Here is a 16,957-nt window from a genome sequence, read left to right on the forward strand (position 1 = left end):
ACTACGGCGAATAGTACACGGGGTTTTACCTTTGGCTTACCTAGGGTCCCCGACCGCCTCGCCAGGGCCTTCGCGTCCGACTTCGGGCCGTGAAGAGTCCTCGGCGGGCTCCGCCCGATCGAGGGTGCGTCGCTGTGCGAAGCGGCGCTGCAGACGCGGTGCCATGGTCACGAGCAGGGCGAACACCAGCCCGCCCGCGAAGATCGGGGCCACCGCCGACACCGGCAGGAGCGTGCTCGCCGCCGCCGAGAACGCCAGCACACCCACCCACAGGTAGATGATCAGCGCGACCCGACGCTGCGAATGCCCGAGTTCGAGCAGCCGATGGTGCAGGTGCATCTTGTCCGGCGTATAGAAGCCGACGCCGGCGCGGGTACGGCGGACCACCGCCATCAACATGTCGAGCATCGGCACGAAGACCACCGCGGCCACCAGGATCAGCGGCGACAGCAGTGTGAAGACGTCGGCGGGGCCGTACGCGTTGATCGCGATACGTCCCGAGGCGCTGGTCGACGCCGCGGCCAGCATCAGGCCGATCAGCATCGCACCCGAATCGCCCATGAAGATGCGCGCGGGCGAGAAGTTGTGTGGGAGGAATCCCAGGCACGCACCCGCGAGTGCGGCCGCGATGAGCGCCGGCGGGTAGTAGCTGACGTCACCGCCCTGGTCGCGGAGCAGACCGAGGGAGAACATGCAGATCGCGAGGGCCGCGATCAGCCCCAACCCGGCGGCCAGACCGTCGAGACCGTCGACGAAGTTGACCGCGTTGATGGTGGCGACCGTGATCGCCACCGTGAACAGCCCGGCCTGCAGGGGGTCGAGGACCACCGTGCCGATGTCGGCGAAGGGGACGTAGAGCAGATACCAGCTCACCCCCATCACCACGAGCACACCTGCTGCCGTCAGCTGTCCGACGAACTTGGTGAGTGCGTCCAGACCCCAGCGGTCGTCGATGGCGCCGACCAGGACGATCACCGCGCCGGCGGTGATCACCGCGCTGAGGTCGTTCGTGTAGGCGAACCCGCGGGTCAGAGCGGGCAGGTTCGCAGCGAGCGCCACCGCGGCGACCACCCCCGCGAACATGCCGAGACCGCCGAGGCGTGGGGTCGGGATGACATGGACGTCACGGACACGCGGGACGGCGACCGCACCGCTGCGGATCGCGAAGGCGCGGACCGCCGAGGTCAGGAAGTACGTGACCGCTGCGGCCGTGAGACCGACCAGCAGCAACTCGCGCAGGGGTACGCCCGCTCCCCCACCGCCGGTCGCCGGGACGGCGATCAGGTGGGTACCGGAGGCGAGTCCGGAGAGGGCGTCGACCACCACTCGAGGCTACCTGGGCCGAAAATCGGTGATCGCGGCACGGATCCGGCTGTGGCGACCACTCGAGTCGGAGGTGTCCACCGGTGCCGACAGTGCGTCGACGATCCACTCGGCGACCGTCGCCATGTCGGTCTCGCGCCATCCGTCGACGGTCAGCGACACGGTCCCGAGACGGATGGCCGATCCCTCGACGACCGGGCGCGGGTCGAACGGCAGCACGGCCTTGTCGACCACGATGCCCGCGGCCGCCAGCCGGGCCTGCCCCTCGACACCGGAGATCTCGAAGCGGGACAGATCGGCGACGGCGAAATGGGTGTCGGTGCCACCGGACACGACGCGGACGTCGTGGGTGGCGAGCGCCGCGACGAGCGCACGTGCGTTGGCGACGGTCCGCGCGGTGTAGGCGGCAAACCCCGGCGTGCCCGCCTCACCGAAGGCGACGGCCTTGGCCGCGACGGCGTCCATCGCCGGGCCGCCCTGAGCGAAGGGGAACACGGCCTTGCGCACCGCATCGCGGTGGCGCTCCGGCGCGAGGATCGCTCCACCGCGCGGTCCGCGCAACACCTTGTGCGTCGCGATGGTCACCACGTCCGCGTGCCCGACCGGCGACGTCGCCACCCCACCGGCGATCAACCCGCCGATCTGGGCGGCGTCCACCCACAGCACCGCCTCGGCCTCGTCTGCGATCGCACGGAGCGCGGAGTAGTCGAGGGGACGGGTGTACGACGTCGACCCGACCACGAGGACGCGCGGTCGGTGCAGCAGCGCGAGATCGCGGATCTCGTCGTAGTCGAGCAGTTCGTCGGACCGGCGGACGGAGTACGGGATCGGCTGAAACCATCGTCCGGAGAAGTTCGCCCGCGACCCGTGGGTCTGATGGCCTCCGTGTGCGAGTCGCAGTGCCAGGATCGGGTCGCCCGGCTGTGCGAACGCGGCGAGTGCGGCGAGGTTGGCTGCCGAGCCGGAGTGCGGCTGGACGTCGACCACCTGCGCATCGAAGAGGTCGACCGCGCGGGCGATCGCCAATTCCTCTATCTCGTCGACGATCTCGCAACCACCGTGATACCGGGCCCCGGGATATCCCTCGGCGTACTTGGCCCCGAGTCCGGAGGCGAGGGTGGCGCGGACGGCGTCGCTGGGTGGCGTCTCCGCGGCGAGCAGCTGGAGGCCGCCGGCGCGGCGGCGGTGCTCACGGTCGATGAGGTCGGCAACCGCCGGGTCAGCGATCACCGGTGCGTCGCTCACCGACCGTCCGTCAGCGTGGCCGGATCGAGGTCGAGGACCTCGGCGACCCGCTGGGCGCTGATCGCGCCCTCGCGCAGGATCCGTGGTGTCGGACCGGTGACATCGACGATGGTCGACGCGACCGCGGCGGCGGCCGGACCGCCGTCGAGGTAGACCGACACGGACTCGTCCAATTGGTCACGGGCCTCGTCGACCGTGGTCGACGGTGGCCGGCCGGAGACGTTCGCACTCGACACGGCCATCGGCCCGACCTCACGCAGGACCTCGATCGCGACCGGGTGCAGCGGCATCCGCAGCATCACGGTGCCGTCGGTGTCGCCGAGGTCCCACGCCAAGGAGGGTGCCTGCTCGACGACGAGGCTCAGTCCACCGGGCCAGAAGGCCTCCACGAGATCGCGGGCGGCCGGCGGAACCGACAGCACCAAGCCGTCGATGCTGTGCCAGGACCCCACCAGAACCGGGACCGGCATGTCCCGACCGCGGTTCTTCGCGGCGAGCAACGACGCGACGGCCTCGTTGTCGAAGGCGTCGCAACCGATGCCGTAGAGGGTGTCGGTCGGCAGGACCACGAGTCGGCCGGCCTTCGTCGCGCCGACCGCGGCACGTATCCCCGCGGAGCGGCTGTGCGGGTCGGTGCAGTCGAATACCGTGCTCACCCGACCATCCTTGCACGCCGACCGTCGGCGCCCGGTCCGTGGCTCGCGGGGCTCACCGGCGCCGCGCCGTGACGAAGCGTGGACGCCCGGTCAGGTCGTGGTGGGGCTCGATGTCGGCGAAGGCATCCGCCTGCGCCAGGGCGTCGACGACCGCATCCGCGGTGGTGTCGTCGTGCTCCACACCGACATACGCCCCCGGCGACGTGATCGCGGCGATGGTGCGGGCCATCGGGACGATCACGGACATGCCGTCGCTGCCGGCGAACACCGCGTCGGCCGGATCGGCGGCGACCTCCGGCGAGACCGGAACCGTGGCCGGCACATAGGGCGGATTGGCGACCACGAGATCGACTTCCGAACCGAGCAGCGCGGTGACGGCCGCGACGTCGGTGACGTCTGCCTGGTGCACCGCGACCCGCTCCCCGACGGCAGCGGGGACTGCGGCGACGTTGCGCCGCAACCAGACCAGGGCCTCCGATGCGCGCTCGACGGCCGCGACCTCTGCGGTGGGTACGGTGGTCGCCACGGCGAGCGCCAATGCCCCGCTGCCGCTGCAGAGATCGACGACCATCGGCCGTGTCCGTCCGGCCAGTCGGTCCGTAGCCCACTCCACCAGCCACTCGGTCTCCGGTCGGGGAACGAAGACGCCTGGCCCGACCGCCAGCTCCAGCGGACCGAACGGCGCCACCCCGATGATGTGCTGCACGGGTTCCCGGGCGGCGCGCCGACCGACCGCATCGTGGAAAGCGTCGACCTGTGCCTCGGTCACCTCGTCGACCAGCGGGAGTCGGCCCGGCTCGACGTCGAGTACCCAGGCCAACAGCCAGCGGGCATCGGCTCGCGGCGACTCGACCCCGGCATCCGCCAGGATCTGTGCGGCCCAGGCGAGTTCGTCGACGGGCCGGTGAGCAGGCGTCACCGTTGCGCCGTCATGACGCCTCGAGACGCGCCTGCCGGTCGGCCGCGACGAGAGCGTCGAGCAGCGCGTCGAGGTCGCCGTCGAGTACCGCGTCGAGGTTGTTCGCCTTGAATCCGATGCGGTGATCGGTGATCCGGTTCTCCGGGAAGTTGTACGTACGGATGCGTTCCGAACGGTCGACGGTGCGGATCTGGGCGGCGCGTCCCTCGGCGGCCGCCGCGTCGGCCTGTTCCTCGGCCGCCGACTGCAGGCGCGCGGCGAGGACCTGCATCGCGCGGGCCTTGTTCTGCAACTGTGAGCGCTCGTTCTGACAGGTGACCACGATGCCGGTCGGCAGGTGTGTGATGCGGACCGCGGAGTCGGTGGTGTTGACGCCCTGTCCGCCCTTGCCCGACGACCGGTAGACGTCGATGCGCAGATCGGACTCGTCGATCTCGACGGCCTCGACCTCCTCGGGCTCGGGATAGATCAGCACACCGGCGGCCGACGTGTGGATGCGTCCCTGCGACTCGGTGACCGGTACACGCTGGACGCGGTGCACACCACCCTCGAACTTCAACCGCGACCACACACCGTCGCGCAGCGTCTCACGGGACTTGACCGAGATGGTCGCTTCCTTGTAGCCCCCCAGGTCGGACTCGGTGACGCCGAGGACGGTGGCCTTGTAGCCGCGACGCTCGCAGTACTTGAGGTACATCCGGGCGAGGTCGGCGGCGAACAGCGCCGACTCCTCGCCCCCGGCGCCGGACTTGATCTCGAGCACCACGTCGTCGCCGTCATGCGGGTCGCGCGGCGCGAGCAGGTCGGTGAGCGCGGCGTCCAACTCCCCGACCAGTTCCTCGAGCGCGGGGATCTCCTCGGCGAAGGCGGCGTCGTCGGCGGCGAGCTCACGTGCGGCGGCGAGGTCGTCGCGGGCGGCGCGCAGCTTCTCGTAGGTCGCCATCACGGGGGCGAGCTCGGCGAATCGCTTGCCGACGCGCCGGGCGTTGGCGGGATCGTCGTGCAGTGCGGGGTCGGAGAGCTGCTGCTCGAGGCCGGCGTGCTCGGCGAGCAGGTCGTCGATCGCCGACGGCGCCGGTCCCGGCGCACTCGTCGCACTCATCTGTTGCTCACCTCTGTGATTTCTCCCCACGGTCCCCTGGTGGACCGAGGTGTCCGACAACGACAAACGACGCCCGGCCCGGCACCTCGCGGTGCCGGTCGGGCGTCGTCGGAAGAGTTACTTGGCGTCGGCGTTCTTGGTGCGCTTGCCGTACCGCTTCTCGAAGCGGGCGACGCGGCCGCCGGTGTCGAGGATCTTCTGCTTGCCCGTGTAGAACGGGTGGCACTGAGAGCAGACCTCGACGTTGATCCGACCGTTGTCGGCGGTGCTGCGGGTCTCGAAGGTGTTGCCGCAACCGCACACGACCGTGGTGGTCGCGTACTCGGGATGGATTCCCTGCTTCATGGTTGTCCCTTTCTGTGGTCGCCGGGTCACCGTCGACGATCGGCGGTGTGAACCGGTACCGGACTCGACCGCTCAGTATGCCACGCGCCGCTCCGACCCCGAAATCGTCGGTCAGCCCGCTGACCAGCGGTCCGATCTCTCCAACGACGACGATGTGCTGGACATTCCCGACCGTCGCGGACACCCAGACTTGGTAAGGCTTAGCTAAGTTTGTAAGCTGCTCCTCTGGCGCGTCTCCACCGTCGCAGGCGCGCCCTCACACTATCGATCCGCCCTAGCGGTGTCGGGATCGTGCCTCTCGGCGACGCCGGTGGGGACGCCGACGCCAGATCCGAGGACGAATGCGGCCTGCAGTGCGCCCCGAGCGATGGCTCTGGGATCCCAGCGACAAGAAGAGCAGTTGTGGTGTCGGCTTCATCACCCGCAAGGACGGCGTACCCCACCACGATGTGATCGAGCGCGCCCGCGAGGCGCTGTGCTCGGTGCCGCACCGCGGCGGCATGTCGGCGCTGGGCGTCGGCGACGGTGGCGGTGTCTCGCTGGACCTGTCGGAGGAGTTCTTCCGCGCCGTGACCGGGCGCGCCGATCTCACGCTGGGCCGATTCTGCGTCGGCAACTTCTTCTTGCCCGCCGGGCCGGACGCCGCGGCCGCGGCCACCGACCTCATCGAGTCGACACTGGCCGAGCGGGGCTTCGAGGTCCTCGCGGTACGTGACGTCCCGGTCGACGACTCGGTGCTGCGGCCCGCCGCGATCGACGCACAGTTGCCGATCCGCCAATGGGTCTGGGAGGCCCCTGGCTCAGGGCACCAGTCGCACGAACTCGATCGGCTCGTCCAGCAGGCGCTGTTGCACATCGAGGCGGTCGGCTACACCGACCCTGCGATCGCCGGGCTCTACCCGCTCTCGCTCTCCTCACACACCCAGGTGCTCAAGGGACGACTCTCGTCGCCGGAGGTCATCGACTACTTCGTCGACCTCGCCGACGAGCGGCACGCGGTCCGCACCCTGTTCTTCCACACCAGGTTCTCCACCAACACCGACCCCCATCCGACCATGGCGCAGCCGTTCCGGTTCCTCGCCCACAACGGCGAGCTCAACACCGACAAGAAGAACCGCATCGCGCAGGTCACCGCCGCCGCGGCCCATCGCACGACGATCGTGCGGCCGCCCGGGCAGTCCGACAGCAGCCGGCTCGACCAGACCGTCGCCGCCCGGGTCGTCGAGGACGACGTCGACCTGGTGACGGCCATCGTCTCGATGATGCCGCCGGCATGGGAGAACGACGACACGCTCTCCCCCGCGGTGCGCGCGATGTTCGAGTACTTCTCGCTGTACGAGGAGAAGAACGACGGACCCGCCGCCGTCGTGTTCGGCGACGGCACCGTCATCGGTGCACGTCTCGACCGTCTGGGTCTGCGTCCGCTACGCACCGTCGAGACCGACGACTACCTGTGTGTGTTCTCCGAGGCCGGCCAGATCGCCGTGCCCTCGGAGACCGTGATCGCGCGTGGTCGGGTCTCCGCAGGCGGAATGATCTACCACGATCATCGCGAGAACCGCACCTACACGACGACCGAGGCGTACGAGAAGCTGGCCGCCGCACGGGATTACCCGGCCCTCCTGCGGGCCGCGAAGATCGATCTCGCCGACGTGAGCGCGACCGCGGCCGACGCCCCGGGGCACGCCTCCCTGCCCGCCGAGGCGGACGGACTCTCCGACCACCAGCGTTACCGCGCCTTCCATCTCGACCAGGAGAGCCTGCGCTTCTTCGTCGACCCGATGCTCACGAACGGAGCCGAGCGCGTCTCGGCGATGGGCTTCGGCAACGCCATCAACGCATTCACCGACTCCGAATCGTCGGTCGCCCGATTCTTCTCACAGCGCTTCGCCCAGGTCACCAACCCGCCGTTGGACAGCATCCGCGAGGCCGACGGCATGACGTTGCGCGTCGCGCTCGGTGCGCGTCCACAGGATCACGACTCGACTCCGTCCACCCGCCAGATCATCTTGCGCACACCAATTCTCACCGCCGCCGATCTCGATCTGCTGCTGCGCCAGGACGAATGCCCCGTGCACACCATCGATGCGCGGTTCCCGGTCGGCGCCGGCCAGCCCGCGGACGGGGCCGTCGGGTCCGACGAGCAGGTCGCCACCCATCACCGAGCTCTCACCACCGCGGTCGACGAGATCTGCGACCGCACCGTCGAACTGGCCGCCGCCGGCGGCATCGTGGTGCTCAGCGATCGCGCCGTGGACGCCGCACACGCGGCCATCCCGATGATCTTCCTGGTGTCGGCGGTCAACCAGCGGCTCATCGCCGAGGGCCTGCGCCTGCGTGTGTCGGTGGTCGTCGACAGTGGTCAGGTCGAGTCGTCCCATCACCTCGCCGCGGTGCTCGGGTTCGGCGCCTCGGCGGTGCATCCACACAGCGTGGCGCACCGCGCGGCGGAGAAATCCGGCGACGATGCCGATGCCGCGTTCGGCCGATGGACCAAAGCCGCCGAGAAATCCCTGATGAAGACGATGGGGCGGGTCGGCCTGTGCACGGTCGAGAGCTACATCGGCGGCGAGTTCTTCGAGCCCAACTTCCTCGACACCGAGGATGCGGACCTGCGGCGCTGGTTCCCCGCACTCGTGGCGCCGGTCGGTGGCGTGGGTCTGACACCGATCGTCGGTGCGGTCGTGCGCGCCCACCGGGCCGCCACCGCACCGGACGCGTCCCTCGACGCCGACGGCGATCTCCCGCTGCTGGGACTGTTCAAGGAGCGATCCGACGGCGCCGGGCACTCGTTCGGTGCGACGGCCGTCCGCGCCTACGAGGCGATGACCGCCGAGAAGCTCGAGTTCGCCCGCACCGGCCCGACAGGTGCCGTGCCGGACGATTCCGCCCTCCCCGACGCCATCGCGGCGACCGGGGGGCTCAGCGATCCCCGCGCATCCATCGGCCCCGACGCCGACGATCTCCTGCGAGTGCTGACCCTCGGCAGCCTTGCCGACGCCTTCGGTCTCGACGCCTCGGCCTATCGCGATTCGAGCTATGAGCGACTCTCACCGCAGGCGATCGACGGATTCCGGATCACCGACGCGTACCGGGCGTTCGTCGCCGATCTCGCCGGCCAGCGCGCCGATCGGCCGAGCGCGCTGCGCGACGTCCTGGGCTTCCCCGCGGACATCAGCACGGCCACGACGGTGGACGAGTTCGTCGGCGAGCTCGCTCGCATCCGCCCGGATCTCAACGGGCACATCGCCATCCGCGGACTGCGGGTGGAGGAGCCGGCCCCAGCGTCGATGAACGCAGGATCGAACGCAGGACCCACCGATACGCGATCGACGGCCGACGACACGGTTGCGGCGCATCTGCACCTGGTCGGCGACGTCGTCGAGGGCGAACGCAACCGCGCGTTCGTCGCGGCCGTGGGCACGGTCCTCGGCCACGATGCCGAGATCCTCGACTGCGGCGACGGCGGGATCGTCGTCGTCGCCACGGGTCCATCGGCCGACGTCCTCTCCTCGTGGCGGGGTGCACCCTCGGCCATCCCGCTGACCCATGTGCAGCCGGCCCACGAGATCACCGCGACCCTGGCGTCCGGTGCGATGAGCCACGGCGCACTGGTCGCACCCGCCCATGAGGCTGTCGCCCACGGCACCAACATGGTGGGCGGGCTGTCCAACAGCGGCGAGGGCGGCGAACACATCTCCCGCTACGGCACGGTCCGCGCCTCGCGCATCAAGCAGTTCGCCTCCGGGCGCTTCGGCATCTGGGCCGGCTACCTGGCCGATCCGATGCTCTCCGAACTCGAGATCAAGATCGGGCAGGGCGCCAAACCCGGCGAGGGTGGACAACTACCCGCGCCGAAGGTGACCGTCGAGATCGCTGCGGCGCGCGGCGGTACCCCGGGCGTCGAACTCGTCTCACCCCCGCCGCATCACGACACCTATTCGATCGAGGATCTGGCGCAGTTGATCCACGACTGCAAGGCCGCGCGGGTGCGGGTGATCGTGAAGCTGGTGTCCTCCGAGGGCATCGGCACCATCGCGGTCGGCGTCGCCAAGGCGGGCGCCGACGTCATCAACGTCGCGGGCAACACCGGCGGCACCGGTGCGGCATCGGTGACGAGCCTGCGCTATGCCGGGCGTGCCGCGGAGATCGGTCTCGCCGAAGTCCACCAGGCGCTCAGCGCCAACGGACTGCGGCAGAAGGTCACCCTGCGCGCGTCGGGGGCCCACCAGACCGGGCGCGACGTGGTGGTCTCGGCTCTGCTCGGCGCCGACAGCTTCGAGTTCGGCACCGCCGCGCTGATGATGGTCGGCTGCGTGATGGCCAAGAACTGCAACATCAAGTGCCCGGCGGGACTCACGACCAACCCCGAGGTGTTCGAGGGCGATCCGCGGGCACTCGCGCAGTACCTGCTGAACATCGCCCACGACGTCCGTGAGACGCTCGCCGGCCTCGGACTCGACGGACTTGCCGCCGCGCGCGGTCGCGCCGACCTGCTGCACTTGGTCGACCATCCGGCTGCGGTCGGCACGCTGCGGACCGACGCACTGCTGGCTGTGATCGACGCCCCGGTCATCGACGACCCGGTGTACCTCGAACACGACTACGCCATCGACGACGAGTTGGTCCGCCAGGTGCGGGCCGCGATCATCGACGGCGCCGCCGAGCAGGTCCGCACCGAATCGGTGGTCTTGTCCAACCGGAACAAGACCCTCGGCGGGCAGCTGGCCGTCGACATCGAGCGCATCCTGAACCACGAGCTCGACGAGACCATCCTGGCTGCACTGCCCGCGGTGGACGTCGACGATCGGGGGCGCGCTCAGCTGCGACCCGACTCCGTGATCGTGCCGACCACCGGATCGGCCGGACTCTCGTACGCCGCGTTCTGCAACGACGGCATGCGCCTGCTCCACACCGGCACCGCCAATGACGGTGTCGGCAAGTCGATGTCGGGCGGCACGGTGGTGGTCGCATCGCCGGGCGGCGGATCGGCAGAGGTCGGCGCGAACGTCCTCATCGGCAACTTCGCACTCTTCGGAGCCACCGGCGGACGCCTGTTCGTCGAGGGTGAGGCCGGTGACCGGTTTGCCGTGCGCAACTCCGGGGCCACCGCCGTGGTGGAGGGGCTCGGCGAGTTCGGCTGCGAGTACATGACCAACGGTGCAGTGCTCAACATCGGTGGGTTCGGTCGCGGGCTCGGCAACGGCATGAGCGGCGGATTCCTCTACCAGTACGACCCCGAGAACGCGATCGGCCGGCGCGTCAGCGGCGACTCGGTCATCGTCGGTTCCATCACCGACGACGCCGACCCGCTCGCCCCGGTGCACCACCAGGCCGTTCGGCAGCTGCTCGCCCTGCACGTCGAGGCCACCGGTTCGGCGGCGGCGGCGAGGCTGCTCCGCGACTGGGACTCCGAGCGGCATCACTTCCGCTATGCGATCCCACGTGCGCTCGCCGCCTACCAGGACAGTGATGCATTGGTCGCCACGATGTCGCGGCGTGAGCTGCTCGGCGAACTGGCCACCGCAGTCGCCACCGAGCAAGTGCGCCTGCTGAAGACGCACCTGCGCAGCGGTGAGCCCATCGCCGGGGGCAGGGTGCCCGAGTTCGGGCACACCGACAACTCCGAGATGCACCGACTCCTGAACGCGTTCACGGTCTTCGAGCTCGCGCGGGAGGTCGCCACCAAGCGGCGCACCGGACGGTCGGCACCCGACTCGAACCATTGGACCGATCACTCCATCGCGGTCGCCGCCCGCAACCTCGTCCTGACCGAGGATTTCGAGCTCCTCGGTAGGGTCGGCTCGTACGCGCGCGGCATCCTGGACGGTTACGGGGCCGACGAACTCGCCGCCCTGATCGCGGCGAAGCGGGTGGCGGACTACAAGGAAGCGCTGAGTCGGCGCAACGTACGCTCGATCGACGCACCGGCGACCTACGGCTGGATTCTGCTGCAGGACGCCAAGAACCGCGAGAAGCTCGGGTCGCTTCCCGACTTCGACGAACTCTTCGCCGCGCGCGCCGTCCCCGATGTCGTGGACGCGCTGCGCTCGGCCCAGACGAAGGCCGGGTGACATGCAACTGCCCTACATCCCCAGCGACGTACCGTTCACCGGAGACCAGAAGGCCTGGCTCGCCGGGTTCCTCGCCGGACTGAACACCCGCATCGCGATGCCCGCGGGTGGACCCGGTTCCGCGGGCCCCGCTGCCGCAGACGACGCCGCACCGGCCGGTGTCGCGCTGCAGATCGCCTACGGCAGTCAGACCGGCACCGCCGAGCTGTTGACCGAGCAGGCCGAGGCGCTTGCCCGTGAGGCCGGATTCGTCCCGGCGACATGCGCGCTCGACGACCTGACCACGGATGCGCTCTCCGCGGTACGCCGCCTGCTGATCATCACCTCCACCTACGGCGAGGGCGACATGCCCGACAATGCCGAACTCTTCTGGCAGGCATTGGCAAGCCACGACGCGCCACGGCTCGAGGGCCTCTACTACGGTGTCCTCGCACTCGGCGACAGCGGCTACGACGGCTTCTGTCAGGCCGGCAAGAACATCGACGCGAGGCTGGCCGAGTTGGGTGCGACCCGCGTCCTCGACCGCGTCGACTGCGACGTCGAGTACGAGGAACCAGCCGAGGCCTGGCTCAGCGATTCCATCCCGGCACTGGCCGCCGTCGACGGGCCGCCGGCACCGGAGGCAGCCCCACACAAGGCATCTGCCGTGGGCGGCGACGGGTCTGTCGGCGAACCGGCATCCGACGCCCCGGCCGCCGATGCCGCACCGAAGAAGACCAAGGCACGCACCAAGTCGAAGTGGACGCGGAAGAGTCCGTATCGCGCGACCATCGCCACCAACCGGCTCCTCTCCGGCGAGAACTCGGCCAAGGAGGTCCGGCACCTGGAGATCTCGCTCGGCGACAGCGGGATCGAGTACCTGCCCGGCGACGGGATCGGCATCACACCGGTCAACGACCCCGATCTGGTGGAGCGGATCATCACCCGGCTGGGCGCCGATCCGGAGTCGGTCATCGCCGACCGCAAGGGCGAACGAACGCTCCGCAGCGCCCTCACACACGAATACGAGATCCGCACCCCCTCGAAGTACCTGGTCGACTACATCGCCGAGCGCAGCGAGGACCCGGAGCTGAAGCACCTGACCGCCAACGGCGACCGGGAGGCCATCGACGCGTGGCTCTGGGGGCGGGACGTCCTCGATCTCCTCGACCTGGACCCGACCCTCACCATCACGGCGGAGGAGTTGATCGCCGAACTGCGTCCGCTGCAGCATCGCGTGTATTCGATCTCGTCCAGTCCGGCCGCCCACGACGGCAGTGTCCACATCACCATGGCCGCGGTGCGGTACCGCTCCGGCGATCGCATGCGCGGCGGGGTCTGCTCCACCTATCTCGCCGACCGTCGGTCCGAGGGTGAGGAGGTCGACGTGTTCATCTCCGCCAACAACTCCTTCCGCCCGCCGGCCGACGACGCGTCGGCCATCATGATCGGCCCCGGCACGGGCATCGCACCGTTCCGTTCGTTCCTGCACGAGCGGTCCTCACGCGGGGCCACCGGCCGCAACTGGCTCTTCTTCGGCGACCAACACCGGGAGTCCGACTTCATCTACGCCGACGAGGTCGAACAGTTCCGGTCCGACGGCGTGCTGACCCGACTCGACGTCGCGTTCTCGCGCGACCAGTCGCACAAGGTCTACGTCCAGGACCGCATGCGCGAGCAGGGCGCCGAACTGTGGGCCTGGCTCGAAGGCGGTGCCTCGGTGTACGTCTGCGGCGACGCCACCCGAATGGCGCGCGACGTGGATCTCGCCCTCCACGAGATCGTCGCCGAGCACGGCGGACTCGACGAGAACGGCGCACAGGACTACGTGAACGGCCTCCGGCGCGAGAAGCGCTACCTCCGAGACGTCTACTGACGCCACCCGCTCACACTGCGGAAAGGACCGACCCCGAATGAGCGCTGCACCTGATCCCCATCACCACGACGACGCGTCCGAGGACGACGCCGCACACCGACCCAGGTGTGGGCGCGACCGCAACTGCTGGTGTCCGGCAGATCGCGGTGCCAACGACCTCGACACCCTGCTGGCGTCACCGGGTTTCGCGGGCACCGTGCTCGACGCCGGCGTGGACGGGGTCGCCCCGCACCTGCCGCTGCTCGATCAGGTGGTCGGGGTGACCGTCGCCGGACCGGTCATCATGAACGACGTCGGCGCCCACCACGCACCGGTGGGCCTCGGTGGTCCCATCCGTTGTGATGCGTCGCGGATCACCCTGCGCCTCAACCCTGCTCGCCTCGGAGCTGCTCTGGTGACCGATCCGGCGGCACACGTACCGCCGACCCTCAGGTTGTTCGACGCGGACGGCAACACCGCGCACGCGACGTACCTGACGGAGGATTCCGACCGTCTGGCCTTCGAGGCGATCGCGATGATGGGCAGCGGTGGCGAGGCCGTCGCGCCCGCAGGCGCCCTCGACGACGTGCTCGCAGCAGAGGCCGAGCGCCGTCGCGACGCCGACCACCCGACGGCTCCGCCGGTCGCGGAGGCCGCGACACCCGACGGCATCGACCAGATCGAACAGTTCGACTCCATCCTGGGCGACGGCGGCGCCTACCGACTCTCGATGCTCCCCGCGGGAGCGGACGTGGGCATGGCCCGAGTACCGTCGCGCCGGGTCATCGCCGCACTCGAACACGCTGCGCTGCTGGGCATGCCGATGACCCTCGCGACGTCGGCGCCCGGCTGTGTGCAGATGCGCCACGATCACCTGGACGGCGCACGTGAGCACCGTGGTTCGATGGTGCTCGCGTCCGGGACGTGCCGGACGATGATCAACTTCAACCTCGTGACCGAGTGCTGGATCACGTGGGCGCAGGGTGCGTGGGGCCGTACCGGTTCGATCGAGGTCTACGACCGCCACGGACGGTGCAGCCTGGTCGCCACCCAGACGGGATCGGTGTCGCCCGAGACCTTCTCCGCGTGGGAGCACCTGATGACGGATCTCGCCGGACACTGAGGGGCCGCGTCGGATCGGCGTCGACCGTGCGCCCCAGAACGTCGACCGTGCGCCCCAGAACGTCGACCGTGCGCCCCAGAACGTCGATCGTGCGCTTTAGAACGTCGCCCGTGCACCGCCCGAGGCCGCCGAGTGCACATCCCGAGACGCCGATGACCCCCGGCCGGAGCCGAGGGTCATCGTGGGAGATCTGCGATCAGTCGTCGTTCATGGAGCCGGGCGCGGTCTTCTGCACCTGCATCAGGAACTCGATGTTGTTCTGAGTCTTCTTGAGTTGACTCACCAGGAGGTCGATCGCCTGCTGAGAGTCGAGTCCGCTCAGGACGCGACGCAGCTTGTGGACGATCGAGAACTCCTCGGGCGACAACAGGAGCTCGTCCTTGCGGGTGCTCGAGAGGTTGACGTCCACCGCGGGGAACACCCTACGCTCGGAGATCTTGCGATCGAGCTTGAGCTCGGCGTTGCCGGTGCCCTTGAACTCCTCGAAGATCACCGTGTCACCGGTCGATCCCGTCTCCACCAGCGCGGAGGCGATGATGGTCAGCGAGCCGCCGTTCTCGATGTTGCGGGCCGCACCCAGGAACCGCTTGGGCGGGTACAGCGCGGTGGAATCGACACCACCGGAGAGGATTCGGCCCGACGCCGGCGAGGCGTTGTTGTACGCGCGGCCGAGACGGGTGATCGAATCCAGCAGGACGACGACATCCTTGCCGCCCTCGACGAGTCGCTTGGCTCGCTCGATGGCGAGTTCGGCGACCGAGGTGTGGTCTGACGGTGGGCGATCGAAGGTGGAGGCGATGACCTCACCGTTGACCGACCGCGTCATGTCGGTGACCTCTTCCGGGCGCTCGTCGACGAGCACCACCATGAGGTGACATTCCGGATTGTTGGTGGTGATGGCGTTGGCGATGTCCTGCAGGATCGTCGTCTTACCGGCCTTCGGCGGCGAGACGATCAGGGCGCGCTGCCCCTTGCCGATCGGCATGATCAGGTCGATCACACGGGTGGACAGTCGCTCCTTGGTCGTCTCCAGGCGGAGTCGCTGGTTCGGGTAGAGCGGCGTCAGCTTGCCGAACTCCGGCCGCTTGCGGGCCGTGTCGACGTCGGTGCCGTTGACGGTGTCCAGACGCACCAGTGGGTTGAACTTCTGTCGCTGATTTTGCTGATCGCCGTCCTTGGACACCTTCACCGCGCCGGTGATCGCGTCACCGCGCCGGAGCCCGTTCTTGCGGACGAGGTTCATCGAGACGTAGACGTCGTTCGGTCCGGCCAGATACCCCGACGTGCGCACGAAGGCGTAGTTGTCGAGGACGTCGAGGATGCCCGCGACCGGCTGGACGACATCGTCCTCGGCGATCTGCGGCTCACCCGACGGGTCGCGATCGCGTCCACGACGACGCTCACGGAACCGGCGGCCCCGACGTCCGCGGCCGTTGCCGTCCTCGTCGTCGTCGTTGTTCTGCTGGTTGCCGCCGCCCTGGTTGCCCTGGTTGCCGCCGCCTTGGTTACCGCCGCCCTGCTTGTTCTGGTTGCCGCCCTGGTTGTTCTGACCCGAGTTGCGGTCACCGTTGTTGTTGCGGTTGTTGCGATCGCGGTTTCGGTTGCGGTTGCGGTTCTCGCCACCGTCGCCGTCACCCGCCCGCTCCGAGTTCTTCTTCTCGTCGCCGCTCTTGGAATCCCCGCCCTTGGACTCGCTGCCCTTGGAATCGGGGTTCCGGGCCTCGTCGCGCTGCGATTCGTTGCCCGACGATGCGTCGCGCCTGGACTCGCCACGCGCCGAGTCGGCGCCGGTCGACGTCGCCTCGGTCGTCGCCGCCGGCGTGTCTGAGCTCTGGCCGCGGTTCTCGGCCGGATCGCCACCGCGGTCGGCCGACGACTTCTCGTCGGCGTCGTTCGTGCCGGCGCTGTCACCACCGCGGCTGTCACCACCGCGACGGCGCGAGCGCGCACCGGACTCGTTGCCGGACCGGGTGTCGGCCGGAGGAGTGTCGGCGGGGACCGACGCACTCTCGGCGCCCTGGTTGGTCGAGTCACCGAGAGCGAGCTGGCCGTTGCCCGCCGCGGAAGCGGACGAGCCGCCACCCTGGCGCTCCTTGATGGCGGCGATCAGGTCGCCCTTACGCATTCCGGAGGTGCCCTTGATGCCCAGTTCGCCCGCGAGAGCGCGCAGTTCGCTGAGCACCATGCCGGCGAGGCCGGTGCGGGCGGAGGTCTTGGTGCGCCCCTTGGGCGCGGCCTCGGTCGCCGACGAACCGTCGGTGGCTGTGTCGACCGAAGTGGTGATCAGATCCGTATCCGTCACGGATATCCTTTCGTTCCCCCTGCAGACCGGACCC

General features: G+C 69.4%; 10 protein-coding genes. 3 read left to right on the forward strand and 7 right to left on the reverse strand.

The features are described from left to right. Positions 1 to 36 precede the first annotated feature (36 nt). The 6 genes from GS4_RS22535 to rpmE form a co-directional block, all read right to left on the reverse strand. Positions 37 to 1,326: a glycosyltransferase family 4 protein gene (locus tag GS4_RS22535; RefSeq protein WP_007624928.1), complete on the reverse strand. Its 1,290-nt coding sequence runs from the start codon at positions 1,324 to 1,326 to the stop codon at positions 37 to 39. Between the two features lie 6 nt (positions 1,327 to 1,332). Next, positions 1,333 to 2,568 carry a serine hydroxymethyltransferase gene (gene glyA, locus GS4_RS22540; RefSeq protein WP_007624929.1) on the reverse strand — a complete coding sequence of 412 codons (1,236 nt, stop codon included), beginning with the start codon at positions 2,566 to 2,568 and terminating at the stop codon, positions 1,333 to 1,335. Next, entirely contained in the window at positions 2,565 to 3,224 is a 660-nt protein-coding gene (locus tag GS4_RS22545) for an L-threonylcarbamoyladenylate synthase (RefSeq protein ID WP_007624930.1), read from the reverse strand. The genes glyA and GS4_RS22545 overlap by 4 nt, the downstream gene beginning before the upstream one ends. 52 nt (positions 3,225 to 3,276) lie before the next feature. Next, positions 3,277 to 4,143, reverse strand: a complete 867-nt coding sequence (gene prmC / locus GS4_RS22550) for a peptide chain release factor N(5)-glutamine methyltransferase (RefSeq protein ID WP_007624931.1) — start codon at positions 4,141 to 4,143, stop codon at positions 3,277 to 3,279. A gap of 10 nt (positions 4,144 to 4,153) precedes the next feature. Further along, positions 4,154 to 5,245 carry a peptide chain release factor 1 gene (prfA, locus tag GS4_RS22555; protein WP_007624932.1) on the reverse strand — a complete coding sequence of 364 codons (1,092 nt, stop codon included), beginning with the start codon at positions 5,243 to 5,245 and terminating at the stop codon, positions 4,154 to 4,156. Positions 5,246 to 5,362: 117 nt separating this feature from the next. Then, positions 5,363 to 5,590: a 50S ribosomal protein L31 gene (gene rpmE / locus GS4_RS22560; protein ID WP_007624933.1), complete on the reverse strand. Its 228-nt coding sequence runs from the start codon at positions 5,588 to 5,590 to the stop codon at positions 5,363 to 5,365. Positions 5,591 to 5,931: 341 nt separating this feature from the next. Between rpmE and GS4_RS22565 the strand changes: the two genes are divergently transcribed. The 3 genes from GS4_RS22565 to GS4_RS22575 are packed head-to-tail and all read left to right on the forward strand — an operon-like array spanning position 5,932 to position 14,621. Further along, positions 5,932 to 11,664 carry a glutamate synthase-related protein gene (locus tag GS4_RS22565; protein WP_040511534.1) on the forward strand — a complete coding sequence of 1,911 codons (5,733 nt, stop codon included), beginning with the start codon at positions 5,932 to 5,934 and terminating at the stop codon, positions 11,662 to 11,664. 1 nt (position 11,665) lies between these two features. After that, complete coding sequence (locus GS4_RS22570; protein ID WP_007624936.1) at positions 11,666 to 13,519, forward strand: sulfite reductase subunit alpha; 1,854 nt, start codon at positions 11,666 to 11,668, stop codon at positions 13,517 to 13,519. Between the two features lie 37 nt (positions 13,520 to 13,556). After that, complete coding sequence (locus GS4_RS22575) at positions 13,557 to 14,621, forward strand: ChuX/HutX family heme-like substrate-binding protein (protein WP_007624939.1); 1,065 nt, start codon at positions 13,557 to 13,559, stop codon at positions 14,619 to 14,621. Positions 14,622 to 14,817: 196 nt separating this feature from the next. Here the strand turns inward: GS4_RS22575 and rho are convergent, their stop codons facing one another. Continuing rightward, positions 14,818 to 16,923 carry a transcription termination factor Rho gene (gene rho, locus GS4_RS22580; RefSeq protein ID WP_007624941.1) on the reverse strand — a complete coding sequence of 702 codons (2,106 nt, stop codon included), beginning with the start codon at positions 16,921 to 16,923 and terminating at the stop codon, positions 14,818 to 14,820. Positions 16,924 to 16,957: the final 34 nt, after the last annotated feature.

The organism is Gordonia soli NBRC 108243, from assembly GCF_000334455.1.
GTDB lineage: Bacteria > Actinomycetota > Actinomycetes > Mycobacteriales > Mycobacteriaceae > Gordonia > Gordonia soli.

Excerpts from the sequence above, each read along its gene's own strand:
- GS4_RS22570 (WP_007624936.1), top strand. The coding sequence starts at position 11,666 with ATGCAACTGCCCTACATCCCCAGCGACGTACCGTTCACCGGAGACCAG.
- GS4_RS22565 (WP_040511534.1), top strand. The coding sequence starts at position 5,932 with ATGCGGCCTGCAGTGCGCCCCGAGCGATGGCTCTGGGATCCCAGCGAC.
- GS4_RS22575 (WP_007624939.1), top strand. The coding sequence starts at position 13,557 with ATGAGCGCTGCACCTGATCCCCATCACCACGACGACGCGTCCGAGGAC.
- rpmE (WP_007624933.1), bottom strand. The coding sequence starts at position 5,590 with ATGAAGCAGGGAATCCATCCCGAGTACGCGACCACCACGGTCGTGTGC.
- prfA (WP_007624932.1), bottom strand. The coding sequence starts at position 5,245 with ATGAGTGCGACGAGTGCGCCGGGACCGGCGCCGTCGGCGATCGACGAC.